Origin of the sequence: Xylocopilactobacillus apicola (genome assembly GCF_033095985.1) — a bacterium.
Classification (GTDB): Bacteria; Bacillota; Bacilli; order Lactobacillales; family Lactobacillaceae; genus Xylocopilactobacillus; species Xylocopilactobacillus apicola.
Window position 1 is genome coordinate 878,458 of record NZ_AP026802.1, and the last position, 25,456, is coordinate 903,913.

The 25,456-nt window shown below is 35.3% G+C and carries 22 protein-coding genes, 1 tRNA gene and 1 other RNA gene; 17 read left to right on the plus strand and 7 right to left on the minus strand.

Going from position 1 to position 25,456, the window contains the following annotated elements; translation table 11 throughout:
- Positions 1-135 precede the first annotated feature (135 nt).
- From R8495_RS04415 to R8495_RS04455, 9 genes are all read left to right on the plus strand, one after another.
- Entirely contained in the window at positions 136-900 is a 765-nt protein-coding gene (locus R8495_RS04415; protein WP_317636335.1) for a transposase, read from the plus strand.
- Positions 901-1,136: 236 nt separating this feature from the next.
- A complete protein-coding gene (locus R8495_RS04420; protein ID WP_425613256.1) occupies positions 1,137-3,902 on the plus strand; it encodes a cation-translocating P-type ATPase in 2,766 nt (921 codons plus the stop codon).
- A 79-nt stretch (positions 3,903-3,981) separates the two neighbouring features.
- Positions 3,982-5,979: a methionine--tRNA ligase gene (metG, locus tag R8495_RS04425; RefSeq protein WP_317636336.1), complete on the plus strand. Its 1,998-nt coding sequence runs from the start codon at positions 3,982-3,984 to the stop codon at positions 5,977-5,979.
- Positions 5,979-6,785: a TatD family hydrolase gene (locus R8495_RS04430; RefSeq protein WP_317636337.1), complete on the plus strand. Its 807-nt coding sequence runs from the start codon at positions 5,979-5,981 to the stop codon at positions 6,783-6,785. The genes metG and R8495_RS04430 overlap by 1 nt, the downstream gene beginning before the upstream one ends.
- On the plus strand, positions 6,775-7,344 hold the full coding sequence (gene rnmV / locus R8495_RS04435) for a ribonuclease M5 (RefSeq protein WP_317636338.1): 570 nt from the start codon (positions 6,775-6,777) through the stop codon (positions 7,342-7,344). Before R8495_RS04430 ends, rnmV begins: the two co-directional genes overlap by 11 nt.
- A complete protein-coding gene (gene rsmA / locus R8495_RS04440) occupies positions 7,337-8,164 on the plus strand; it encodes a 16S rRNA (adenine(1518)-N(6)/adenine(1519)-N(6))-dimethyltransferase RsmA (protein WP_317636339.1) in 828 nt (275 codons plus the stop codon). Before rnmV ends, rsmA begins: the two co-directional genes overlap by 8 nt.
- Positions 8,165-8,254: 90 nt before the next feature.
- Positions 8,255-8,494 carry a Veg family protein gene (locus R8495_RS04445; protein ID WP_317636340.1) on the plus strand — a complete coding sequence of 80 codons (240 nt, stop codon included), beginning with the start codon at positions 8,255-8,257 and terminating at the stop codon, positions 8,492-8,494.
- A 115-nt stretch (positions 8,495-8,609) separates the two neighbouring features.
- A complete protein-coding gene (gene glmU / locus R8495_RS04450) occupies positions 8,610-10,022 on the plus strand; it encodes a bifunctional UDP-N-acetylglucosamine diphosphorylase/glucosamine-1-phosphate N-acetyltransferase GlmU (protein ID WP_317636341.1) in 1,413 nt (470 codons plus the stop codon).
- Between the two features lie 18 nt (positions 10,023-10,040).
- Entirely contained in the window at positions 10,041-11,039 is a 999-nt protein-coding gene (locus tag R8495_RS04455) for a ribose-phosphate diphosphokinase (protein ID WP_317636342.1), read from the plus strand.
- A 38-nt stretch (positions 11,040-11,077) separates the two neighbouring features.
- On the opposite strand, the gene R8495_RS04460 is transcribed toward R8495_RS04455, so the two are convergent.
- Positions 11,078-11,149, minus strand: a tRNA-Arg gene (locus R8495_RS04460).
- Between the two features lie 179 nt (positions 11,150-11,328).
- Positions 11,329-11,688: a transfer-messenger RNA gene (ssrA, locus tag R8495_RS04465) on the minus strand.
- A 49-nt stretch (positions 11,689-11,737) separates the two neighbouring features.
- Between ssrA and R8495_RS04470 the strand changes: the two genes are divergently transcribed.
- From R8495_RS04470 to R8495_RS04490, 5 genes are read left to right on the plus strand one after another with little or no spacing between them, the layout of a single operon-like run.
- Positions 11,738-12,136, plus strand: coding sequence for a hypothetical protein (locus R8495_RS04470; RefSeq protein WP_317636343.1), 399 nt, complete (start codon positions 11,738-11,740; stop codon positions 12,134-12,136).
- Positions 12,133-12,867 carry a winged helix-turn-helix domain-containing protein gene (locus tag R8495_RS04475; protein WP_317636344.1) on the plus strand — a complete coding sequence of 245 codons (735 nt, stop codon included), beginning with the start codon at positions 12,133-12,135 and terminating at the stop codon, positions 12,865-12,867. The genes R8495_RS04470 and R8495_RS04475 overlap by 4 nt, the downstream gene beginning before the upstream one ends.
- Positions 12,864-14,321: a sensor histidine kinase gene (locus R8495_RS04480; RefSeq protein WP_317636345.1), complete on the plus strand. Its 1,458-nt coding sequence runs from the start codon at positions 12,864-12,866 to the stop codon at positions 14,319-14,321. The genes R8495_RS04475 and R8495_RS04480 overlap by 4 nt, the downstream gene beginning before the upstream one ends.
- Positions 14,314-14,586: an ACT domain-containing protein gene (locus R8495_RS04485; protein WP_317636346.1), complete on the plus strand. Its 273-nt coding sequence runs from the start codon at positions 14,314-14,316 to the stop codon at positions 14,584-14,586. Before R8495_RS04480 ends, R8495_RS04485 begins: the two co-directional genes overlap by 8 nt.
- On the plus strand, positions 14,587-15,933 hold the full coding sequence (locus R8495_RS04490; RefSeq protein ID WP_317636347.1) for a PFL family protein: 1,347 nt from the start codon (positions 14,587-14,589) through the stop codon (positions 15,931-15,933).
- Between the two features lie 45 nt (positions 15,934-15,978).
- Here R8495_RS04490 and R8495_RS04495 read toward each other — a convergent pair whose 3' ends face one another.
- The 5 genes from R8495_RS04495 to R8495_RS04515 all read right to left on the minus strand — a co-directional run bounded on the left by R8495_RS04495 (position 15,979) and on the right by R8495_RS04515 (position 21,160).
- Positions 15,979-17,397 carry a flotillin family protein gene (locus R8495_RS04495; protein WP_317636348.1) on the minus strand — a complete coding sequence of 473 codons (1,419 nt, stop codon included), beginning with the start codon at positions 17,395-17,397 and terminating at the stop codon, positions 15,979-15,981.
- On the minus strand, positions 17,379-17,699 hold the full coding sequence (locus R8495_RS04500; RefSeq protein WP_317636349.1) for a hypothetical protein: 321 nt from the start codon (positions 17,697-17,699) through the stop codon (positions 17,379-17,381). Before R8495_RS04500 ends, R8495_RS04495 begins: the two co-directional genes overlap by 19 nt.
- Positions 17,700-17,747: 48 nt before the next feature.
- Positions 17,748-18,182 (minus strand): hypothetical protein, encoded by a 435-nt coding sequence (locus R8495_RS04505; protein WP_317636350.1) that lies wholly within the window; start codon positions 18,180-18,182, stop codon positions 17,748-17,750.
- On the minus strand, positions 18,163-18,921 hold the full coding sequence (locus tag R8495_RS04510; RefSeq protein WP_317636351.1) for an FtsX-like permease family protein: 759 nt from the start codon (positions 18,919-18,921) through the stop codon (positions 18,163-18,165). Before R8495_RS04510 ends, R8495_RS04505 begins: the two co-directional genes overlap by 20 nt.
- A gap of 79 nt (positions 18,922-19,000) precedes the next feature.
- The gene (locus R8495_RS04515) at positions 19,001-21,160 is read right to left on the minus strand and encodes an LTA synthase family protein (RefSeq protein ID WP_317636352.1); all 2,160 of its coding nucleotides are present in this window, start codon (positions 21,158-21,160) and stop codon (positions 19,001-19,003) included.
- Positions 21,161-21,398: 238 nt separating this feature from the next.
- Between R8495_RS04515 and R8495_RS04520 the strand changes: the two genes are divergently transcribed.
- Genes R8495_RS04520 through pcrA form a run of 3 tightly spaced genes read left to right on the plus strand, consistent with a single transcriptional unit; the run spans position 21,399 to position 25,452 of the window.
- Positions 21,399-22,043: a glycoside hydrolase family 73 protein gene (locus R8495_RS04520; RefSeq protein ID WP_317636353.1), complete on the plus strand. Its 645-nt coding sequence runs from the start codon at positions 21,399-21,401 to the stop codon at positions 22,041-22,043.
- A gap of 20 nt (positions 22,044-22,063) precedes the next feature.
- Positions 22,064-23,218, plus strand: coding sequence for an ATP-grasp domain-containing protein (locus tag R8495_RS04525; protein WP_317636354.1), 1,155 nt, complete (start codon positions 22,064-22,066; stop codon positions 23,216-23,218).
- Positions 23,218-25,452, plus strand: coding sequence for a DNA helicase PcrA (pcrA, locus tag R8495_RS04530; protein ID WP_317636355.1), 2,235 nt, complete (start codon positions 23,218-23,220; stop codon positions 25,450-25,452). Before R8495_RS04525 ends, pcrA begins: the two co-directional genes overlap by 1 nt.
- Positions 25,453-25,456 lie beyond the last annotated feature (4 nt).

Sequence of the window (25,456 nt, forward strand, 5' to 3'; positions counted from 1 at the left end):
TTGAGTGTTGATCAGTAATGATCGGCGCTCTTTTTTTACCTATACCAATTTTAGATTTTTGGCAAAACAAAAAAGAACACCGCTCGCTATGTTACAATCAAATCGTCTAAAAAATAATTGAAAGCAGGTTTACGAATGTTCTCTAGTAAAGATTTTATCAGTAATCTCCTTGGAATTAAAGACCCTAATATTACATTGGACGAAAACAATCCTTTTGAAACTCAAATGATTGGGGATGTTGAAGCTGTCATCTATCATGCTGTTTTAACTTATACCCTCAAACATTGCCCTAACTGCGGCTTTAAAGGACAAATCGTCAAGAACAGGACTAAAACTTCCCGAATTCTATTGCCCAACAACAATCCAAGAGTTTCTTATCTCGACCTTAAAAAACAAAGATTTCTCTGCCGTAAATGTCAAAGTACCACTACTGCCAAGACTAATGTTGTTAAAAGGTCTCGTTGGATTTCTGAACAAGTCAAGCTATCAGTGAACTTAGAAGCAATGCACAATAGTTCATTAAAAGACATTGCCGAACGGCACGGGATTTCAGCATCTAGTGTCCAACGCTTGATTATAGAAGCAAATCCAAGTATCATGGGTAATCAGTGCCATCATTTACCAGAGCACTTACTCTTTGATGAGACTAAGACTACCGGTGGAATGTACAGTTTTGTGATGATGGATAGTCGGCAGCATCAGCTGCTGGAAATGTTACCAAGTCGCTTAACGAAAGATTTGAAACGTTACTTTGGGCGCTTTTCATTAGCTGAACGCCAAAGAATTAAAACCATTGTTGTTGATTTGAATGCGGCATATGTGAGTTTTATCCCGCAAATATTTCCCAATGCTGAAATTATTATCGATCGGTTTCATCTGGTCCAGATGCCTAATCGTTGAGAAGCAGTTCAAAGAAAATAAATACAAAAACGATTTGAAAAGCAAAAACCAGCTAGACCAATTTAGATCTGGCTGGTTGGAAAATTACTCATCAACACTGGTTGACATAGAACCATTTTTTTCGTTTAAAATGAGCAGAAGCAGAGTTGTATTTTTTTAAAAAAGAATAATAGCTTTTTTTAAAAGAATGGTTATAATTACTTCACATAATTTATTGTTTATGGAGCTTATGGAAAATGAAACAGGATGATAATAAACAAGATTTGATGCAAATTCAAATTGATGATTTTTACAAACAATTAGGTACTTCCAACGAGGGATTAAGCGATAAGGAAGCCGAAAAAAGATTAAGCAAATATGGACCAAATGTTATTACCCAGGGAAAGCAGGGGTCGAGAGTTAAAGATTTTCTTCAACACTTTATTAGCGTGATGGCTATTTTGCTATGGGTAAGCGGGCTTATTTCCATGTTTGCCGGAATGATGGAATTAGGGATAGCAATTTGGGCTGTCAATATTATTAATGGCCTTTTCAGTTATTGGCAAGCACGCGCAGCTAAGAAGGCGACAGATTCGCTTAAAAAAATGTTACCCAGCTATGCGCAAGTTATACGGGATAATAAAAAAATTCAGATTAACGTCGAAGATATGGTTCCAGGGGATGTTTTTCAAATTACGGCAGGAAACAATATTTCGGCTGATGCTCGAATTATTTCAAATGATGCCCTAGAGGTTGACGAATCTGCTTTAACGGGTGAATCCAACCTTGTCCATAAACAAGTAGATTATCAGCACAGTTATGGACGTTTTGGCATAAAAAATGAAGTTTTTGCTGGTACAATAGCATCCGCGGGGAGCGCCTTAGCAGTTGCAACTAAAACTGGGATGGAGACGGAATTAGGGCACATTGCTAAACTTACGCAGTCTAATAAAAAAATCACTTCTCCTCTAGAAATCGAATTAAACCGTTTAACTCGACAAATTTCGCTGATAGCTATTTTTATCGGTTTAGTCTTTTTTGTTTCGGCAATTCTTTTTGTTCACTATCCGGTTGCTAAATCATTTATTTTTGCCCTTGGAATGATTGTTGCCTTTATTCCTGAAGGTTTGTTGCCAACAGTAACCCTTTCTTTGGCACAGGGAGTTCAACGAATGGCAAAAAAACATGCATTAGTCAAATCTTTAAATAGTGTTGAAACTTTGGGTGAAACAACAGTAATTGCTTCTGACAAAACAGGGACTTTAACTCAAAACCAGATGACCATTAATCACATTTGGTTGCTAAATAAAGTTTATCAAGTAACTGGAGAAGGCTATCTAAATAACGGTGAAATTCAATTTAAAGGAAGTAAGGTTACAACTGAATCAGATGATGATTTAATGAAATTGTTAAAAATTTCTGCATTAAATAGCGATACCGAGATAAAAAGAGATGATAATCAAAAACCAAAAATTATTGGGACACCGACCGAAGCGGCACATTCGATTTTAGTTGCTAAATCAGGCATCGATAAAAATAAGATCCTTGAAGAATTTCCACGTATAAAAGAATTAACTTTTGATTCTAATCGTAAACGTATGACCACAATTCATCACACAAAAGACGGACAAATTTTAATTGCCGTTAAAGGTGCTCTCTCAAGTTTGTTGGCAAAATCTACGAAAATTGTTGATCAAGGAAAGATTCGTGATATTACAGCAGATGATAAAAACATAATTAATGAAGCTGATGATGGATATGCGGCAAAAGGGCTTAGATCACTCGCCATGGCCTACCGAATTATTCCAGAAACAATGAATTCTTCGGAGTACACTATTGAAAATACTGAAAATGATTTAATTTTTATCGGTTTTACGGTGATGGCAGACCCGCCGCGTCCAGAAGTATACGATGCAGTTAAAAAAGCTCAAAAGGCCGGAATTAAGATCATTATGGTCACAGGAGATAGTGGACTTACAGCTAAATCAGTCGCTCAAAAAATTGGGATCGTCTCTGATCAAGCGCGGGTTATTACTGATACAGATTTAAATCAAATGTCAGATGATGAGCTATCTGAAGCTGTAAAAGGAGAGATTATTTTTGCACGAGTCGCGCCTGAACAGAAATATCGCATTGTTAAAGCTAACCAAAGAAACGGCGAGATTGTTGCCTCCACTGGCGATGGGGTTAACGATGCTCCTGCTTTAAAACAAGCTGATATCGGTATTGCGATGGGAATGACTGGAACTGACGTTGCAAAAGACGCTGCCGATATGATTTTGACTGATGATAATTTTGCTTCAATAGTAACCGCTATTGAAGAAGGACGTACAGTTTATAGTAATATTCAGAAATTTTTGGTATATATTTTAAATAGCAATTTGCCTGAAGCAATCCCCTCGGCCTTATTTCTATTTTCACGAGGCTTAATTCCTTTACCGCTAACAGTGATGCAAATTTTAACTGTTGACCTTGGGACTGATATGCTACCAGCACTGGGTCTCGGCGCTGAACAAAGTGAACCGGGGATTATGGAAAAACCTCCTCGAGCTAGAAATGCTCATTTATTGACCAAATCAATTATCTGGAAAGCCTTCGGTTGGTACGGATTGTTTGCCTCCATTGTTTCAACAGCAGCGTATTTCTTTATTAATTACTTGCATGGTTGGCCAGGAGTAGCATTAGCTTCTTCTGGTGCAAATTATCGAGAAGCTACGACGATGACATTAGCAGCAATTGTTTTTGCTCAAATTGCCGCTGCGATTAATTGCCGGACTCAAAGATCTTCGGTTTTCAAAATTGGTATCTTTAGTAATCACAGGGTTGTGATCGGGCTCATTTTTGAAGTTTTAATTTTGTTATTTTTAATTTATGTTCCTTTTTTTCAAGGAATTTTTGACACGGGTCCGTTGAAATTAGTGAATTGGATTTTCTTGATTGCGATTCCGATTCCTTTAATATTAGTTGAGGAATTAAGAAAATGGATTGTGAGAAAAATGGAAGCAACTAAAAATTTAAAATAATAGATTATCGCCTTTGGGCGATATTTTTTTCATTAAGAGATGCTATAATTTAGAGTAATTTAGTTTTTGTGAGGGAATAATGGCAACGAATAATAAATTTTATATTACAACACCGATCTATTATCCAAGTGGGCAGCTTCAGTTGGGTAATACTTATACAACAGTTTTAGCTGATAGTTTAGCCAGATTTCATCGTTTAAAAGGCGAAGAGGTCTATTTTTTGACGGGATCCGATGAGCATGGTTTAAAAATTGAATTAAAAGCAAAGGAAAATCATCAAAAACCGATTGAATATTTAGACGAGCAGATTGCAAATTTTAAAAAACTTTGGAAATTGATGGATATTTCTTATGATCAATTTATTCGGACCACTAATCCTGACCACGAAAAGCTAGTTCAGCATATTTTTAGTAAACTTAAAGAACAAGGTGATATCTACAAAGGTATTTACCAGGGTTGGTATTCGGTTTCTGATGAAGAATATTTTACTGAATCGCAGCTAGCTGAAGTTTACAGAGATGAGTCAGGTCAGGTGATTGGTGGTAAAGCACCTAGCGGTCATGAAGTTGAATTAGTTAAAGAAGAAACATATTTCTTTAAGATGAGTAAATATGCGGATTGGCTTTTAAACTATTATCATGAGCACCCTGATTTCATTCAACCTACTTCGAGAATGAACGAGATGATTAATAATTTTATCAAACCAGGGCTTGAAGATCTGGCTGTGACGAGAACGAAAGTTGATTGGGGAGTCAAGGTTCCAGATGACCCGAGTCACGTTATTTATGTTTGGATTGATGCTTTAAGCAATTATATAACTGCTTTGGGTTACGATCCTAATTTAACAGAACAGCCAGAACTATTTAGTAAATTTTGGCCTGCTAATCTTCATCTCGTAGGTAAAGAAATAGTTCGTTTTCATACGATTTATTGGCCAATTATGCTTCATGCTCTAAACTTGCCTTTACCTAAAGAAGTATTTGGCCACGGCTGGTTGATTATGAAAGACGGCAAAATGAGTAAATCTAAAGGTAATGTAATTTATCCTGAACCATTAATTGAACGTTATGGGTTAGATGCAGTTCGCTATTATTTACTTAGGATGATGCCTTATGGTAATGATGGGGTTTTCACGCCAGAAGATTTTGTAACCCGGATTAATTCCGATTTAGCTAATGATCTTGGGAATCTTTTGAATCGGACAGTTTCAATGATTAACCTTTATAACGACGGAATGATCCCTGCAATTACAGATCTTAACGAAGAAGACTGTTCGTTAGAAGATTTAGCTCAGACAACGATTGAAGAGTTTGATCAAGCAATGCAGCAAACTAATTTAAGCGATGCGCTAGAAATAGTTTGGCGTTTTATTCGGCGAACTAATAAATATATTGACGAGACAAGTCCTTGGGTTCTAGCAAAAGATCCAGCACTAAAAGATAAGTTAAATGATGTTTTGGCGCATTTAGCTGCCGCTTTACGATTGATTGGACTACTTTTAGAACCAATTATGACTCAAACTCCAAAAAAGATTTTTTCTGAATTAGGAATTGATCACCCCGGACTACTGACCGAGTTCTCGTTTAAGGATTTACCGAACAATGCTCAAGTAGTTCAGAAACCAACTCCAATTTTTCCTCGAATGAAGTTCGATGAGGAAGTTGAATTTGTCGGCAAATTAGTTAGCAAAAATATGAAAGTTAAGGGTCGTGCTCAAATGGAAGAAAAGAAGAAAGCTGAGCAAAATATTATCGATTACGATGATTTTAGTAAAGTAAAAATGATTGTAGCGCAAGTTAAGTCTGCTGAATTTTTATCTGGTTCGAAAAAGTTAATTAAATTTATCGTGGACGATGGAAAGAACCATGAACGTCAAATTTTAAGTGGAATCCGGCCGTGGTATCCAGAACCAGAAGTCTTGGTTGGAAAGAAATTAATTATTGCCGCGAATCTTGCTCCAAGGAAAATGGCTGGTTCGATTAGTGATGGAATGATCTTAGCTGGTGAAAATTCTGATGGAAATGTTGTCGTCACTACTTTACCTGATATCCTTGAATCAGGAGCGGAAATTAGCTAATGGGAAAAGTTGATCCCGAATTACGTTTGCCACCAACGAATCATGATTACAAAATTTTTAATTCACATTGTCATTTAAATGACGATAGTGAATATATTCAGGCTGATCATTATCTAAAAGAAGCGCAAGAATTTAATGTAACAGATTTTATTGTGGTAGGTTCTAACCAAACGTTAAACGACCGTGCTATTAAAATTTGTAAAGAAAATGAGCATTGTTTACCAGCTGTTGGATGGCATCCGGATTCTTGGGCTGAATATTCTGATGAAAAATTAAACAATTTCATTGAACAAAAAAATAAAATTCCATTAATTGGCGAAATCGGTCTAGATTATCATTACGAAGCTACAGACCATTTAGAACAGCAAGAGGTCTTTATTAAACAGTTAGAAATTGCGAAAGAGTATCAGATACCTGTCTCAATTCATACACGAGATGCTTTTGATGACACCATTAACATTCTAAAAGAGCATAACATCACTAGTGGAATTATTCATAATTTTAATACTGATAAAAAACAAGCTGAAGCTTATTTAAATCAGGGATTTATGCTTTCAATTAGTGGAGTAGTGACTTTTAAAAATGCAGAAGATTTAAGAAAGAGCTTGTCGATAATACCACTTGATCGAATATTGGTGGAAACAGACGATCCTTATTTGACTCCAGTTCCTTTTCGGGGTCAATCTAATCATCCGGCTTATGTTTACTTTACTTTGCGTTATCTTGCAGAGTTATTTCAAGTAGATTTAGCCCGACTTGCTAATCAGACATATCAAAATACGGAACGTTTGATTCATGGAAAATAAGAAAATTCAGGCAGTAATAGTTGTTGAAGGAAAAAAAGATACACAGCGTTTAAGATTAATTGATCCTGAGGTTAGGACGATTGAAACAAGGGGAGCCGCAGTAAATTCTGAGCTCATTTCACTAATTAAGAAAGTAAATCAAAAAGAAGAAGTAATTATTTTGACTGACCCAGATTTTTCAGGGGAACGAATTCGTCGTCTGATTTCAACAGAGATTCCAGGAATTAAGCAAGCTTTTTTGAGGCAAAAAGATGCTATTCCAGGCAAAAAACAGCATCGCGCTTCTTTAGGAGTTGAACATGCTTCAACATCGGCAATTCTGGGAGCTTTGGCACAAGGATCCGAAACTGCCAAGAAGCGAACTGATTTAATTAGCCAATCTGATTTAATGAAGTTGAAATTATTAAATTCACCGGAAGCTCGTCATCGAAGAAAATTTGTTTCTAATTATTTTAACCTAGGTTACGTTAATGGGGCTCATTTGGCTTCGAGATTGCAATTGTTAGGAGTTACTTTAAATGAACTCGAAAAAATTTTAAGCGAGAACTATGATGGCTAAATTTAAAACAAAAAAAAGCTTAGGGCAAAACTTTTTAGAAAACCAAAGAATAATTGAACAGATTTCAGATTTGGCCGAGCTAGATAATAATACCGATGCAATAGAAATCGGGGTTGGATCTGCTAACTTGACAACAGCTCTTGCTCAAAGATCTCGGCGCGTTTTGGGTTTTGAAATTGATTCTAGTTTAATTCCAATTTTAGAAAAAAAATTGTTTAATTATCCGAATGTTTTAATTACATTTGGCGATGTTTTAAAACTTAATTTTAGACAGGAAATTGAAGAACAGTTAAAAGAAGTGGAAAGTTTGTCGTTAGTTGCAAATATTCCTTATTACATCACATCACCAATCATCCATCTAATTTTAGAATCAGGCTTGAAATTTAAAAACATAGTTTTAATGGTGCAAAAAGAAGTCGCTGAACGTTTAGTTGCAAAACCCAACACGAGTGAATATAGTGTTTTGTCTGTTTATGTCCACGAATTTTGTGAACCTCAAATTGAATTTATCGTCGGAAAAAATAATTTTTATCCAGTACCTAAAGTTGATTCGGCGGTGATTTCACTTAAACAATTCCCAATGACTAAAACATTGGATGAAATTAGAGCGGAAATGCATTTAGTTCAGCTTTCATTTGCAAATCGGCGAAAGCAAATAAAAAATAATTTAGCTGCTTTAACAAATAATCCTGAACAACAAGCCGAAATTACGGAAATTTTAACCAAACTTTTCGGAAATTCTAAAATCAGAGCCCAAGAGTTATCTATTGAACAATTTCAAAAACTTTTAAAAGAGTTAAAAGAGCGAGAAATTCTCTAGTTTCTTGCACGATTATTACATATTTTTTTGCAAATTTGAATATTTTTTCTAGAAGTGTTATACTTTTTACAGTGGTCTAGTGAGGTGGATATGCCGTATAGTATTGCAAAAATTAAGGATAATCTTGATTCTAAGATAGGACAACATGTAGTAATCAGAGCTCAAGCTGGGCGGAAAAAAGTTATAAAAAGGAACGGAACTTTGAAACAGACTTTTAGGGCAGTTTTTATAGTAGATTTAGATGAACATAAAAGTACTTATGAGCGTGTTTCATATAGTTATGCAGATTTGTTAACAAAGAATGTTGAATTAAGTTTTGATAATGATTAGTTGAGACCATTCCCATCACATGTGTGGTGGTTTTTTTGTGTGAGAGTTCATTTTTTTGAAAATCAGGCCGAAATTAGTTTATGATATTAGGTATAAAAAATAAAGTGAGATTTGTATGGAAAATAAAGTAAATGTGATCATTCTTGCTGCAGGTAAAGGCACTAGAATGAAGTCTAGTATTCACAAAGTGATGCATGAAATTTGTCACCGTCCTTTAATTGATTGGGTTTTGGATGGGGTTTGTGATTTTGATCCGGCTCAGATTTATACGGTAGTTGGACATGATCGAGATCAGGTTGAAAGTCATCTCCAGGATCGTTGTCAGTTAGTTGTTGAAGAAAAACAGTTGGGAACTGCAGATGCGGTTAAAGCGGTTCGAAGATCACTGGCTGGTAAACCAGGAGTTACCTTAGTATTAAATGGAGATTCTCCGTTACTGACAAAGGAAACGATTGATCATCTCATTGATTTTCATCTTAAATCAAAAAGTCCATTAACTCTTTTGACAGCAGATTTAGATGATCCTGCAGGCTATGGTCGAATTATTTACGATCAGAACCATAAATTTATAAGGATCGTTGAGCAAAAAGATGCAAATAAAGAGGAGTTAGCAATTAAAGAAGTTAATTCTGGCGTTTATTGTTTTGATAATCAGCTGCTTTTTGATTATCTCGATCAAGTTCAAAATCACAATAGTCAAAAGGAATATTATTTAACGGATTTAGTTGAGATCTTTAGAAATAATGGCTTCGGGCCGAAGACTTATAAAACTCAGGATCCGAATGAAATTTTAGGGGTTAATGATTTACTAGCTTTAAATGTTGCAAATAGAATTATTCAAAAACGGATTAATACAAAACTTTTGGTTGAGGGAGTTCAAATTATTGATCCAGATCATACGTATATTGATCGAGATGTTGAAATAGGTCGTGATACAATTATTGAGCCGAATGTTCAGTTGATTGGCAAGACAAAAATTGGTAATAATTGCCGCATTGGAATGAGTAGTGAAATTAGAAACTCTATTATTCATGATGGAGTTACCGTAACTAGTTCATTAATTGAAGATTCGCAGATGATGGATCGGTCAGATATTGGACCCAATAGCCATTTGCGTCCAAATTCGGTAATTGGTCAAGGTGTTCATATCGGTAATTTTTGTGAAATTAAAAATGCAAAAATTGGCACTAACACGAAAGTTGGTCATCTTTCTTACGTTGGTGATGCTGATTTAGGAGAGGAAATTAATGTTGGTTGTGGGGTCGTTTTTGTTAATTACGACGGGGTTAACAAACATCGCTCGACGATCGGTTCTTACACTTTCTTAGGTAGCGCTTCTAACATTGTTGCGCCAGTTACTATTTCCGATCATAGTTTCATTGCAGCCGGTTCAACAATTACTGAAGATGTTCCTTTTCATGCTTTAGCTTTTGGACGGGCGCGGCAAGTAAATAAATCTGATTATTGGGATAAATTACCTCTTGCAAATTCGGCGTTCTGGTCTGATGATAAAAAGAGTACTAAATAAAAATTAGAGGAGAAAAAATTGTCTGTTGGTGGTTTAAAACTTTTTGCATTAAGTTCTAATGTTCCATTGTCTCGAAAGATAGCAAGGCAAATGGGTGTTGAATTGCAACCGCGTTCGGTTGCTCGATTTAGCGACGGAGAGATTCAAATCGATATAGGAGCGAGTATTAGAGGGGATGATATCTTTCTAGTACAGTCGACTTCTGCTCCAGTTAATGATAATTTGATGGAGTTGTTAATTATGATTGATGCAATGCGGCGAGCTTCTGCACGTTCGATTAACGTTGTAATGCCATATTACGGTTATGCACGCCAAGATCGCAAAGCTAACCCTCGTGAACCAATTACTTCAAAATTGGTTGCTAATATGCTTGAGCGGGCAGGCGCAAATCGTTTAATGACGATTGATCTGCATGCTGCACAAATTCAAGGATTTTTTGACATTCCAGTTGATCATTTACGAGGAGTTCCTGTATTTACGGGTTATCTGGTGGAAAAGGGTTATGATGAAAATGCGGTTATTGTTTCTCCCGACCACGGCGGAGTTAACCGGGCGCGAGTTTTGGCTGAGTATTTGAAGGCACCCTTAGCTATAATTGACAAAAGAAGGCCCAAGCCAAATGTTTCAGAGGTTATGAACATTATTGGCGATGTAAAAGGTAAAAGGGCAATTATTGTCGATGATATTATTGATACTGCGGGAACTTTAGTCCATGCAGCTGATGCTTTAATTGACGCAGGGGCACAATCAGTGATTGCATGTGGTACTCATGCTGTTCTTTCAGGCCCTGCAATTGAGCGGATTCAAAAATCGGGAATGGAAAAGGTAATTGTAACAGATACAATTAATGTTCCAAAAGAAAAAAGAATTGATAAATTGGAAATTGTTTCGGTAGGTCCTATGATGGGTGAAGCAATCTCTCGTGCTTATCACGGAGATTCTCTTTCTCCTCTTTTTGAAATCAAAAACCGATATCTTTACAAGGATATCATTAAGAAAGATCACGATTCTAGATAAATCTAAGAAAAAAAGCCTGTGTAAGCAGGTTTTTTTGATGTTTCCGGTCAGAGTCGAACTGACGACTAATCTTTAGGAGAGATTTGTTATATCCACTTAACTACGGAAACTTCTTAGAAAATTTTACCATATTTTTGCCAGTTATGCTAAATACATTGGACTTTAAAAAAAGTAGCAAAAACAAGAATTAAATTTTGAAATAGCTAATAAGATATCGACAATCAGAAAACGCTAAAAAAGCACGTTTTCTGATTCATTTAAACAAAAAATCCTGCTTAACAGGATTAATAAGTGGAGGTGAGGGGGTTCGAACCCCTGTCCACTAGATCTGGATCAGAAGCTTTTATTCACGATTATATTCTGAAATTAACATTCGCCTTCTACCAGGACTCAGAAAATCCTTTGTAAAAAACTAACCCTAGTGTTTCGCTTCAATCATTGGGTTATAATTAAAGCTAGTCTACATTAATTTGAGACTTGAATCTGACCTATAGACGAATGAGAAACAAGTCACGCAGCTGTTTTTTAGGCAGCTAAAGCGTAAGAATTTTCATTTTTAGCAGTTATTTTTCTGCTGGGTTTTTAAAGAGACTCAAAACTCCAATCGAAACTTAAGCCCATGGTCTAGTGTCGATTCCAAAACACCCCCGTGGGTGTATTATTATAGATGAAAGGATTATATTTTACAAGGATATTAAATGATATTTATCTATTGCGGTTCAATTATGGTTGGTTTGGCAGTGATTTTTCAAATTATTAAACCTCGTCGGGAGATTAAAATTTATGGCTATTATTCATATCTGGCGGGATTGGATGAGGCTATCTATCGTTACGCACAAAAAATTGCTAAACTATATTTACTTTTATGCGGTTTAGGACAAATTGGTTTAGGAATTATGATTCACTTTGTCAAACTAGATCGACTAATATACGTATGGATCTTTGCCGAAATGTTTTTAATCCTTTTTTATTACGCATTTGTGGAGCAAAAGTTAACTACTAAGTTAAAAAAAGAAAATAAGTTTCCGATTGGATATCAAAATTTAGACGAAAGGGAACGTCAAAAAATTAAGTTAGAAAAAGGTCTAAGAAAATGAAGATATTAATGATTGAAGATAATAAGTCTGTTTCAGAGATGATGAGTATGTTTTTTAAAAAAGAAGGTTGGGAAGTAGTTTTTTCTTACGATGGAATCGATGCAGTTGAGAAATTCAATGCTAATCCTGATTCTTTTGACTTGGTCACGCTTGATCTTAATTTGCCTGGTAAAGACGGCATGCAAGTGGCACAAGAAATTAGAGAAAAATCGAAAACTGTACCTTTAATCATGCTTACTGCAAGAGATTCAGAAAGTGATCAGGTTTTAGGTCTTGAGTTGGGAGCAGATGATTATGTAACTAAGCCTTTTTCGCCAATTACTTTGATTGCGCGGATTAAAGCATTACATCGGCGTAGTAAAATTAGCGACGATGGGGCAAAGGAAGAAGCTCAAAATGATGCTAAAAAAGAGTTTGATATTGATACGGGTCGTTTTCAAATGAATATTAAAACTCGAGAAGCATTTCTTGATGGTAAGCCGATTGAGGGATTAACCCCAAAAGAGTTTGATCTTTTGCACACTCTTGCCACAAACCCGAAACAAGTTTACTCTCGAGAACAGTTACTTCAGCAAGTTTGGGATTATGAATACTTCGGCGATGAAAGAACTGTTGATGCTCATATCAAAAAATTGCGTCAAAAAATTGAAAAATCAGGCCCTCAAATTATTCAAACAGTTTGGGGAGTCGGTTATAAATTTGATGATACAGAAAATAGTTCAGATAAATGAAAATAATTTATCAACAGATAATTTCTTTTGTAACCTTACTTACGATTACGTTGGTTATTACTAGTGTTTCCTTTATTCAATCGACTCGTCGACTAGTTTATAGTAATACCTGGACTCAGTTGGAAAGTTATGCTGATGCACTACAGGAGAATGGTTGGAATCGGATTGGGAATGTTTTGCAGCCTAATCGAACCTTCATTTTGGAAATGCAGAATTTACTGATTAGTCAAGATGTCCACTTTGTTATTTACAATTCAGAAAATTTGCCTATTTTTCCAACAAATGCGGGGGCAATTTCAAGTATTTCAGGAAGTACCTGGAATCAGTTGTTAAACGGCAAGACAATTAGGGTTTCAAAAACGCCCAAGAAGACAGTTCCGACAGAACGCCAGCATATCGATCAAACAGCAATTTATAAACCTTATTTTTATAACAATAAATTGCTTTGTGTTATTGCTGTAACTTCTTCGGTTCAGGGTGTTCAAAAAAATATTCAAAATATTGAATCAAATTTATTATTGGCAATTGTAATTTCCAGTGCAGTAGCAGTTGTGATCATTTATTTACTTTCTAATCTTCAGTCAAGAAGAATCAATCGAATGCGACGAGCGACCAAAGAAATCTCGGCAGGTAACTATGATGTAGTTATTCCAGTCACCAATACTAAAGATGAATTAAATGGCTTAAGTCATGATTTTAATAATATGAGTAAAAACTTAAAAGAAGCCAATTTGGAGATTGAAAGGCAAGAAGAACGGCGACGCCAATTTATGGCAGATGCTGCCCATGAGATGCGCACTCCACTTACGACTATTAATGGTTTACTAGAAGGCCTTGCCTATGATGCGATTCCTGAGGAGGAAAAAGGAAAAAGCATTGATCTAATGCGAAAAGAGACCTCACGTTTAATTAAACTAGTTAATGAAAACCTGGATTATGAACGGATTCGGACCAATCAGATCAAATTGAATAAAACGACTTTTGATAGTACAGAAGCCCTTCAGAATATTGCGTTTCAATTGGAAAAAAAGGCTGCTGAATCAGGAGATACGATCAAATACCTCCCCGAGCATGAATCGGCGAAAAAAATCCCGATTTATGCTGATTATGATCGTTTTGTAGAGGTTGTAATTAACATTGCCAATAACGCAATACAGTTCACTAAAGACGGAAATATTACGCTCAAAAATGAACGCGGCTTTAAAGAGACTAAAGTGACAATCAGTGATACAGGTATTGGAATGACCGAGGAGCAAACTAAAAATATTTGGGATCGTTATTATAAAGCCGATCCTTCTAGAAAAAATACAAAATATGGGGAATCTGGCTTAGGACTCTCCATTGTCCAACAGCTTGTTAAGCTACATGGTGGAGAAATAGAGGTTCAAAGTAAAATCGATCAAGGAACAACCTTCACTTTATTGTTCCCGGATGGAGAGGAAGATAATGGTTAAAATTGTAATCACAGTATTAGGTCAAGATCGGCCTGGAATTATTGCAGGTATTTCTCAAAAATTAGCTCAAAAGCAAGTTAATATTTTAGATGTTTCTCAAACAATTATGCAAGGTATGTTTACAATGATTATGTCTGCAGATATGGGAGAATCTAACATTGAATTCATACAATTAAAAAAAGAATTGATGGAAGAAGGGAAGGCTTTAGGCGTGGAAATTAATGTTCAAAGAGAAGATATTTTCAATGCAATGGCTAATATCTAGATGGAAAAAACACAAATTTTAGAAATGATCCGAATGGTCAGAGATGAACATTTGGATATCAGGACAATTACGATGGGAATTTCACTTTTAGATTGTGTCAGTGATGACCCTAAAATAGCTGCTAAAAATATTTATGACAAAATCACGAGTTATGCGAAACATTTGGTAAAAACCGCTAATGATTTAGAAAATGAATATGGAATTCCGATTACCAATAAGCGAATCAGTATTACACCTGTATCCTTAGTTGTTGGACATGCCAAATCTTGTGAAATGTTAAATTATGCTAAGGCAATTGATCGGGCTGGAAAAGAAGTCGGGGTTGATTTTGTAGGTGGTTATAGCGCGCTTGTCCAAAAAAATTTAAGTCATGGTGATGAAAGTTTAATTGATTCATTACCAGAAGTTTTAACAGAAACAGATATTTTAAATTCTTCGGTTAACATTGGTTCGACTAAAGCAGGCATAAATTTGGACGCTGTAGCTAGGATGGGTCAAACAATAAAAAATATTGCTGCTAAAGATCCGATGGGAAATTCAAAGTTGGTTGTTTTTGCTAATTCTGTTGAAGATAATCCTTTTATGGCTGGAGCTTATCATGGGGTTAGTGAAGGTGATGCAACAATCAATATTGGAATTTCTGGCCCGGGAGTGGTTAGACGGGCAATTGAAAGATTACCTAAAGATGCGTCGATTGATCAAGTGTATGAAACTATTAAAAAAACGGCATATAAAATTACTCGCTTGGGTCAATTTATCGGCAGTGAAGCTGCAAAAAGGCTTAATAGATCTTTTGGAATTGTTGATTTATCTTTGGCTCCGACTCCATCCCGTGGAGATTCAGTCGCTGAAATTTTGGAAACAATGGGCCTTGAAGTTGTTGGAACTCACGGAACGACCGCGGCTTTAATGATGCTTAACGACGCGGTTAAAAAGGGAGGAGTGATGGCTAGCCTTCGGGTTGGTGGTTTATCTGGAGCTTTTATTCCAGTTTCAGAAGATGCAGGAATGATTGATTCGGTTGAATCTGGGGTTTTAAATATCGATAAATTGGAGGCAATGACGTCAGTTTGTTCAGTTGGTCTTGATATGATCGCAATTCCAGGAGATACCCCTGCAACTACAATTGCGGCAATTATTGCTGATGAAGCAGCGATAGGTGTACAAAACAATAAAACTACAGCCGTTCGCATTATTCCAGTACCCGACGCAAAAGTAGGAGATGTTTATCCGATGGGTGGACTTTTAGGAGATGCACCGATTATGCAGATCCACAAAGAAAAAAGCTCGGTTTTTATTGAAAGAGGTGGATTTATTCCTGCTCCGATCCACTCGTTTAAAAACTAAAATAAAAAAGGCGATTACAAATGGATATAATTGCCTTTTTTGGTATTAAGATTTATCGGTTTTATTTGGTTTTACTGGTTTTTGAAGAGACTTTGCGATAGATTTTACACTTTCGGCCGTTTTGTTACTTGTATCGACAGTGATCGTACCATATCCTTTGGCCTTAATTAACTCCTGTAAATCTAACCCGGTAGTGTCTTTAACCATCGAAATCATTTGTTGTAAAGCAACTGCGCTTTGTCCGGTCACGCCTTGAGCTCCGTCGTAAACATTCATATTTTTAACTTCAGATAATGGTTTAGCGTACGCGCCGATTACGTCTGGCAGTTGTTTAATAAACTCATTAGTTAAAAGAAGCTGTCCGTTGTTTGCGTAAGCATTTCCTCGTTTACTGATTGCCTCTGCTTCCGCTAAACCTTTTTTGGCAATAATATCAGCTTCAGCATTTCCAAGATTACTAATTTTTTCAGCTTCAGCGTTGGCGTTGATCTTAGTAACATTAGCGTCAGCACTTGCTTGTTCAACTTTAGCTGCTGCTTCCGCTTTGGCTTTGGCTGTAATTTCTGATTGATATTTACTTTCGTTAATTGCTACTTGTTGAGCAGCTAATTTGGCGTCTTGTTCAGCTTTGGCAACATTTGCAGCTCCTTGTGCCTCGTTAACAGCCTTTTCTTGCTGAGCTTTCGATAACGGATAGGCCTGATCTGCGATGGCAGTTTGTTCATCCTGTTCTTTTTTCAACTGGGCTTTTTTTACCGCAGTTTCTTTGTTTTGAACAGCAATATTCTGCTCAGATTCCTGTTCGGCCTGGTTAGCTAAGGAATTTTGCTCTGCTGCGACCTTTCTAGCTCGAGCAGCGGCGATTGCTTCATTTTGTTTTGCTTCTGATTTGCGGTCGGCGACTTCCTTAACGTAAAGAGAATCAATATAACCGTTTTTGTCAGCAACTTTAGAAATTTGAACTGAAACAATTTCAATTCCCATTTTAGCAAGGATAGGGCCGACTGACTCTTGTACTTGGGAAGCAAAAGCATCCCGCTTATTAGAAACGTCTTCAGGCTGCATTTTACCCAAAACCCCTCGAATTTGTCCTTTTACAACTTCGACGATTTGTTCATTACGTTCGTCATCCTTCAAGGTTAAAAAACTTTGCATGGCACTGCGGACCATTTCAGAGGTATTACCAATTCTAAGTGTTGCCGTTCCTTCAATATCAAGCGGGACCTGACTATCTGTGTTGGCATCTTCAACGCTAACTTTTAAAGTAAATTGAGACATGTCGATAATGTTGGCTATTTGAAGAAACGGGACGACAACCGTTGCTCCACCGACAATGATTTTGGGCTGCTTCAAAAATGCCCCAGAAACGCTCAACGCTTTATTAATCGGTACTTTGCGGTAAGAATAACTAATAAATCCAATTAGGATTACTACAGCAGCAGCAATTATAATAAGTTCAACCAATTTTCTTCATCCCTTTCCGCTGAAACAACAGCATATATTTTTTCGGTGTTTTTATATGTAATTACATCAAATTCCTTCTTTTTAACAATCCTCTCTAAAATAACAGAGTTTTTTGCTTTAATTGTATTATCACTAGAAAAAGCATCAAGTGTTTGTCTGCCTTGGGGAGTGATTGCTACGATTAATCCAACTTTCTTTGTTGACTCAGGATACAGATCTGTTTGAGCATAGATTTTTGAAGCCTGTGTAAAAAGTTCTTCGGTGCTTAGAATACCTTTAATTTCGATATCTTGGTCGTCCAAAATATTATCCCCTTTCATTCTCTTTAAACCAAGTATATCAGACATTCACTAATTTACGATAATTGTTTGTTTGATTTCATAAAGATTGTTGAGATAGGAAAATTCTTCAATTAACTTCCTCTGTTCGTTAATCGAAAGATTATCTGCAAAACAGTCAGTAATAATTTGTTGTTTATCTTGTGTCACTAAACGGTAATATTGGATTAAAATTTTTTCAAAGGGAGCCAAAAAAATTGCTTGATTTTGAACAAAGGATTTTTGGTTAATTGAGTCAATTAATTGGGGTTTCTTTTTTTGAACAGTTTTTTTTGATACCATCAAAAAAATATTATCTAAGCCTGATAGATAGGGGATGATTGATGTATTATCTGCAAAAATAAAACCATAATTAGTGTCAGAAAAATATTGATTAAATAAACTTTTGAAGTTTGATTCTTGATTAAAAATAATGCTTGCCCCTTTTTTATTGTTGCTGGCTAACAAAATAGTTTTGACCTCTTTTTTTAAAAAATAGGGCTAAAGTAGCTGTACAAAGCCCAATAATTCCAATTACCGTAATTATTAGAGTATGGATTAACTTTGAAAAATTTAGAGTAATTAATTCAGTAGGAATCAAGAAAATATTATCTACATTATACATTGAAATTGTATTGTTGGAGAGCGCTTTTTTAATAATCTGTAACTCACTTGTTTCATTCCCGAGATTATTTGTAACCACTCGATTCATTATATAATCAAAAAAATTCGCATTTATATTGTTTGCAGTAGTTTTAAAAAATGGTAGTAAAAGGAAAATAACTATTGATGCGAACAACATGCTTATTAAAATTATCATTAATAATTCGATTAACAACTGACAAATGAGACGCGACGTTGATTTTCCAATGACGAAGTAGGATTTTAGTTCGGAATCTCTTTTGTGAAGTAGATTAAAAATATTCCAAATAAACACGACTGCAAACATCAAAATTAAAGCAGAGATAATTAGGTAGTAGATCGAATTTAAATTAGTGAAGCTTTCGTTGACATAATTGGATAATTGCTTGACTGGCTTACCTGATAAATCATGAAATCTAGCGGTAAGAATACGTTGACGTGCTTGATTATTGATAATTATTAAATAAGCAGCAAAAACTAGCACAAAGAAAATCGTCATTGCGCTAACTAGATTTAAATACAATTTAAAATAAAATCTTAAACCGGAAAAACTTCTTTTCAACATTATCATATTCCACTTCTCAATGATTTCATTTTAAAAAAAATATATGAAAAAAATATGAATGTTGCTTAGTTTATTTTTTTTATTTTTTGATCTTTTGATTTTTGATGGTTTTAGGCGGAACTGTTAACTCATTTGGATTATTTATTAACTCTGGTTCGGTAGTTTGAAATTCAGAGATCGTTGAATTCATCGAATTATCAATAAATAGACTTTTATTAGTAAATCTATCTTTGGCTTCTTGGTCAAGTAGACGCGAGTATTGATTTGTATAATGATAATTTTTAGGATTAACTGGTTTGAATTCAGGTGGAGTATAGTAACGCAAGAGATTTGAATTGTTTATTAAATCTGAAGCGTTAAGTTTATCATTAACCTGCTTTTGAATGCTTTGAAGTTCTTTTTTTTGTGTTTCATCAGGCTCAAGGAGCTCTCCGGTTATTGTGTCATAATACTTTCCATCATAAAAAGTATATTTAGGAGTTACAAAATTATGGTTACGAAATGCAACTACTTGTTGATGTTTTGGACTAAGTAAATCTTGTCCCAATTGAACAAAATTTTTAGTATCAACTCCCAGCAAATGGAGAAGGGTTGGTAAAACGTCAATTTCACCACCAAACGTATGATTAACTCCTCCTTTGATACCTTGATCGTAAATAATGAAAGGCACGCGCTGAAGCATTGCATTATCGTATTTTGTCCATTCTTCAGGCGATTTATTCAGTAGAGGGGCCAGTTTTTTATTGCGATCGTTAGAGATGCCGAAATGATCACCATAAATTACGATGATAGACTTCTTTAATAATCCAGTATTTTTGAGATAATTAAAAAATTCTTCGAAAGAAGAGTCTAGATAGTGAGCAGTTCGGAAGTAGTGATTAACTACTTGATCATTGGTGTCAGCGAGAGGAAAATTGTCAACCGCTTCATCAAGTGTAAACGGAGTGTGATTAGTTACAGTGATGAATTTGGCATAAAATGGTTGAGGTAAGTGTTCGAGGTATTTAATGCTTTCTCCAAAAAGCAACTTATCTTTAGTTCCCATTCCTACTTTTGAAGTTGGAGTCTGGTAGTAATAATCGCTATAGAAAAAATAGTCGTAACCTAAATTTTTATAGACATTGTTACGATTCCAAAATCCGGCTGAGTCACCATGAAAAACTGCTGAAGTATAGTTGCCGTTTTGTGCTAAGATTGCAGGAGCTGCTTGGATCGTATTATTTTGAGCAATCGAGCTGAAAAACGAACCCTGTGAAAGACCAAAAGTACCAGTTTCAAGCATTGTTTCAGCGTCAGAGGTTTTACCACCGCCAACTTCATGGAAGAAATTATCAAAAGAAATTACATTTTTATCTTTTATAAGTGAATTGAGAAAAGGTGTTACCTCTTGTCCATTGAGTTCATAATTAAGCAAGAACTGCTGAAAACTTTCCAAATGAATAATAAATACATTTTTCCCCTTAGCTTTCCCATAATATTTGACGTTTGGAGCAATATAATTTTTCTTGTTGTAAGATATCACTGTATTTAAATTCTTCGGAATTTTATTAACGTTAACATTTTTATTTTGGACGGTTTTAAATCCGTCATAAAAGGTAAAGGCATCTAAACCGAGGTATTTGACAATGTAATTTCGATCAAAAGTTCTAAGTAGCAGTTGAGGTCGATCGATTTCACTTAGTGATAAAACAGCAAAAAATCCAACCATTGAGCAGGAAATAAGCGCTAAGAGACTTTTTTTATTGATTGATTTTTGGGGGCTATTAGACGTGTTTAAAGAGCGAAAAGGTTGATGTTTAAAAAGTTTTCTTAAAAGTATTCCTAAAATGATCAAAAGATCGATAACATAAAAAATATCATGAGGCTTAACTAGGTTAATTGAGCTGGCCGAGAGACCTTCGGACACTTTTGAGTATCCTAAAATAGTATTTACGGTCATAAAATCAGTGAATTCACGGTAGTATATGACATTAAAAAGGATCAAAGCAGACTCTGCTACTAATAAAAGAAACATGAAAGTTTCTTGAACCCAATTCTTTTTAAAAAATAAAGGAAGAAGAAAAATCAAAAAAGCTAACGGTAGAGGATTGATAATTAATAAAATAATTTGCAGCGGATCAGTGATCCCTAAAGAAAAATCAAGAAGATATGCGATCAGTGATTTTACCCAAACCAAAATTGTAAAAATTATGGGTAAGGCGAGATCTGTATTAAAAATTTTTATAATATTTTTTTTCATTTATTATTCCACGACAGCTCCATGACGTTACAATGGAGCAAAAAGCAGTAATTAAACTTTTGCCGTTCCTTTCTATGAATTACAATTATTGTATAACAGTCAACTAGTTATTGATAATATTTTGATGGGATTGGCGGAAATGAATTTTTGCCGTAAAATCTGTTTAATCCAAATCATTTAGTAATGACTGATTGATTAGTATATACTAGTTTAATAGAAAAAATTATAGATTTATCTGATGAAAAAAACAAAAAAATTATCATTTCTCTTTCTAACATTAGCAGTTCTGTTCTTCCTTCTGGGGTTTTCGTTAAACGCATTTCACCGTGATTTAACTGAATTATCGCAAGATCAAAGCAACAACGAAAGACGGCAGGAGCCAAAAGACAATGAGAAATTGGCGCGGGAAAAAGAAGATAAAGAACGCAAGAAATTTATTGTGAAAATTGCACCAATTGCTCAGGAAATTCAAAAAGAATACCACATTTTGCCAAGTATTACGATCGCTCAAGCATGTCTTGAAAGTGATTGGGGGCGCAGCAGTTTGTCAGCCAAATATAACAATTATTTTGGAATTAAAGGCGGTGAGGGCTCTGATACAATTGAATTAAAGACAAAGGAATTTGAAGATGGACATTGGATTGAGAAAAAAGCCAAATTTAGGGTATACCGTAGCTTGGAGGAATCGATGGAAGATCACGCCAAGCTATTGAAGAATGGAACTTCTTGGAATAACAATCAATATCAAGAGGTATTAAAGGCCCAAGATTATCATGAGGCCAGTGAAGCCATGTATCGGGCGGGATATGCAACCGATCCGGCGTATGCAACTAAGTTAATCAAAATTATCGAAAAATATAAGTTAAATCAATATGATAAATAAAGAAAAGTGGGTTTAAGATCGTGACAAATGTTTTCTTCCCTGGCTCAGTAGTAGGTGTTTTAGGCGGCGGGCTCGATTCCTTTCAGATGACTTTACAGTTAAAACAAATGGGATACCAAGTTGCTGTCTTTTCTGAGATTAGTAATTCTCCGGCAATTACTTTAGCTGATTATAGGTTTACTGGTAAAATTACTGATCGGAATAGACTAGATCCTTTTGCAACAGTAAGTGATGTAATTATCCTTGAAAATAGTTATATTAATCCTTTTGCTGCACAGTATTTAGCTGAACATTATTATGTTCCTCAAGGCTCAAATCTTTTATCTCTTTCGCAAGATCACTATTTAAATTCGCTTTTTCTCAATGATCTTAATTTAAATACCGTGCCTAATGCAACTGCAGTTTCGTTTGACGATTTGGTAATGCAAACGGAAAGTATCGGATTTCCTTTAATTTTAAAGCCGATTCAAAAACTACCTCGAAAACAATATTATGTTTTAAATGATTTGGATGACCTTAATCAGGTTGCTGACCTCATTCAAAATTTTTCTTTTTTTGTTGAAGCTAAAATCGAGATTGAAGCAGAGTTTGGCTTGGTTGTATTTAAAAGTCGTTCACAAAATGTTGAAATTAACGTTTTACCTGTGGTTAGAAATTTTTATGATGAACATTTTGAACTGCAAACGTCAATTTCTAATCTTGGGAATGTTAGTCAGGCCGATTTGATGGAAATGAAACGAATTGCGACCGGCATTGCCAATAAGGAAGCTTTTATGGGTGCAATTTCAGTTGAGTTCTATAAAGCAAAAAATGGCATGCTGTATGTTAAAAGCGTTTCTGAGGGATTGCGAAAATTTGGGAATCTTTATCGGATAATGATTGGTAAATCGCAAGAAGAATTGTATTTAAAAGCCAATCTTGGCTTACCGATTCCTCCAATCAAAAATTTTGGAAATGGAATTAACGTTTATTTTAAACAGGCACGTTTAGATGATATTTATACCCAGTTAATAATTAAACCTGATTGGGATTTTGTCTTTTATCCAAGCCGCTGGAAAAACCCGTTAGATACTGCAGGTTATCTCACTATAAAGGGTGATAATTTTACAGAAATATACGAAAGGTTATCTAATACAGATATTTGGAATTTACCGCAGGAGTTATTTGAATCTTAATGAAAAAAGCAAAAAATTTAGTTGAAAATATGAATAATAAACAAGCCGAGGCCATCGAAACTACTGAAGGTCCGCTTTTGATTATGGCAGGAGCAGGTTCGGGGAAAACCCGGGTTTTAACGCATCGAATCGCCTATTTAGTTGAACAAAAAAATGTTGCACCATGGAATATTTTGGCGATCACTTTTACTAATAAAGCTGCAAATGAAATGAAAGATCGTGTTGAACAAATCCTTGGTTCTACTGGAATGAGTGTAACAGTATCTACGTTTCATTCGTTGTGTGTCCGAATTTTAAGAAGAGAAATTAATCAATTGGGTTATAGTAAATCCTTTAATATTGCTGATACTAGCGAGTCTTTAGCGCTAATCAAAAATATTTTGAAGGATTTTAACATTGATTCGACTAAATTTCCACCGCGTGCTTTTCTCGAACAAATCTCTAAACAAAAAAATGAACTCATCAATGCTAAACAATTTGCTAGATCAGCAGATGATTTTTTTACCCAAAAAGTGGCTTCAGTTTTTGAAGAATATGAAAAGCGGTTAAAAGAGTATCAAACCTTAGATTTTGATGACTTAATTATGTTAACTGTCAAACTTTTTCAAGATTTTCCAGCAACCCTTGAACAATATCAAGATCGTTATCAATATATCCATGTTGATGAATATCAGGATACCAACCATGCACAGTATGTTTTGACTACGCTTTTGGCTCAAAAAAATAAAAATGTTTGCGTTGTTGGAGATGCAGATCAGTCAATTTATGGTTGGCGTGGCGCTAACATGAAGAATATTCTTAACTTCCAAAATGATTACCCTAAAGCGCAAGTGATTTTATTGGAACAAAATTATCGTTCTACAGGCAACATCTTGCATGCAGCTAATAACGTTATTGATAATAATTTAGAGCGAATTAAAAAGAATTTGTGGACCCAAAACGACCAAGGAGAGAAAATTCATCTTTTTGCAGCGCAAAATGAAAATGAAGAAGCAACTTTTGTAGTTGACCAAATTCAAACTCAAATGAAAAATCACGGCTACAAATATGGGGATTTTGGGATTTTATTTCGGACTAATGCGCAATCGCGGACAATTGAAGAAACTCTTTTAAAATCAAGTATCCCTTATCAACTATTTGGGGGCAAACGTTACTACGAGCGAAAAGAAATTTTAGATGTAATTAGCTATTTAAAAGTCATTGCTAACCCGGATGATATTTATAGTCTTCAGCGAATTATTAATGTTCCTAAAAGAGGGATCGGAAATATGACGTTAGAGAAAATTCGCTCTTATGCGGATATGCAAGGCATAAGTGAATTTAGCGCTTATGGTCACGCTGATGAGTTAGGTTTGAGTAAAAAGCCAACTACCGAATTACTTAAATTTCATCAAATGATTAGCAAATGGCATGAGGCAATGGACAATAACCAAATGAGTATAACTGATTTAATCGAAGATATTTATACTCAAACTGGCTATAAAAATTCTTATCAGCAGCAAAATGATCCTGAATCTGAGGCTCGGGTTGATAATCTTGAAGAATTTCTTTCAGTAACCAAAAATTTTGATGAAAAATCTTCAGACCCAGCATTTGAAAATTTAACGGATAATCAGCTAGTTAATTTTTTAACCGATTTAGCATTGGTTACCGATCAAGACGATGACGAAAAGAATAATAGCGTCTCTTTAATGACTCTACATGCGGCTAAGGGGCTTGAATTTCCGGTTGTTTTTTTAATTGGAATGGAAGAAGGACTTTTTCCACTTCAGCGATCAATTATTGAAGGCACAGGGATGGAAGAGGAACGACGATTAGCCTATGTGGGGATTACGCGAGCAAAAAAAATTCTTTATTTGATTTATGCCAATCAGCGAGTCCTTTACGGAAGAACGCAAATGAATCGACCTTCGCGCTTCATTGAAGAAATTGATAAAACGGTGAAGGACTTTAATTCTTCTGGGGGGTCAAATGATGAATCGGTAGGTTATGCTCGTAGACAGCCAGCCAGGTCCAATTATCGTTCGGGTTATCGTGCTCCCAAGGTTGAACAAAAGGCGCATAATAACGATAATTATCAGGTTGGTGATAAAATAGAACATAAAAAATGGGGGCCAGGTACAGTCGTTCAAGTAAGCGGCGCTGGTGATGATCAAGAAATTGACGTGGCTTTTGGGCAAGATGTTGGTATTAAGCGATTAATGGTTAGGTTTGCCCCAATTACGAAGGTTTAAGCAA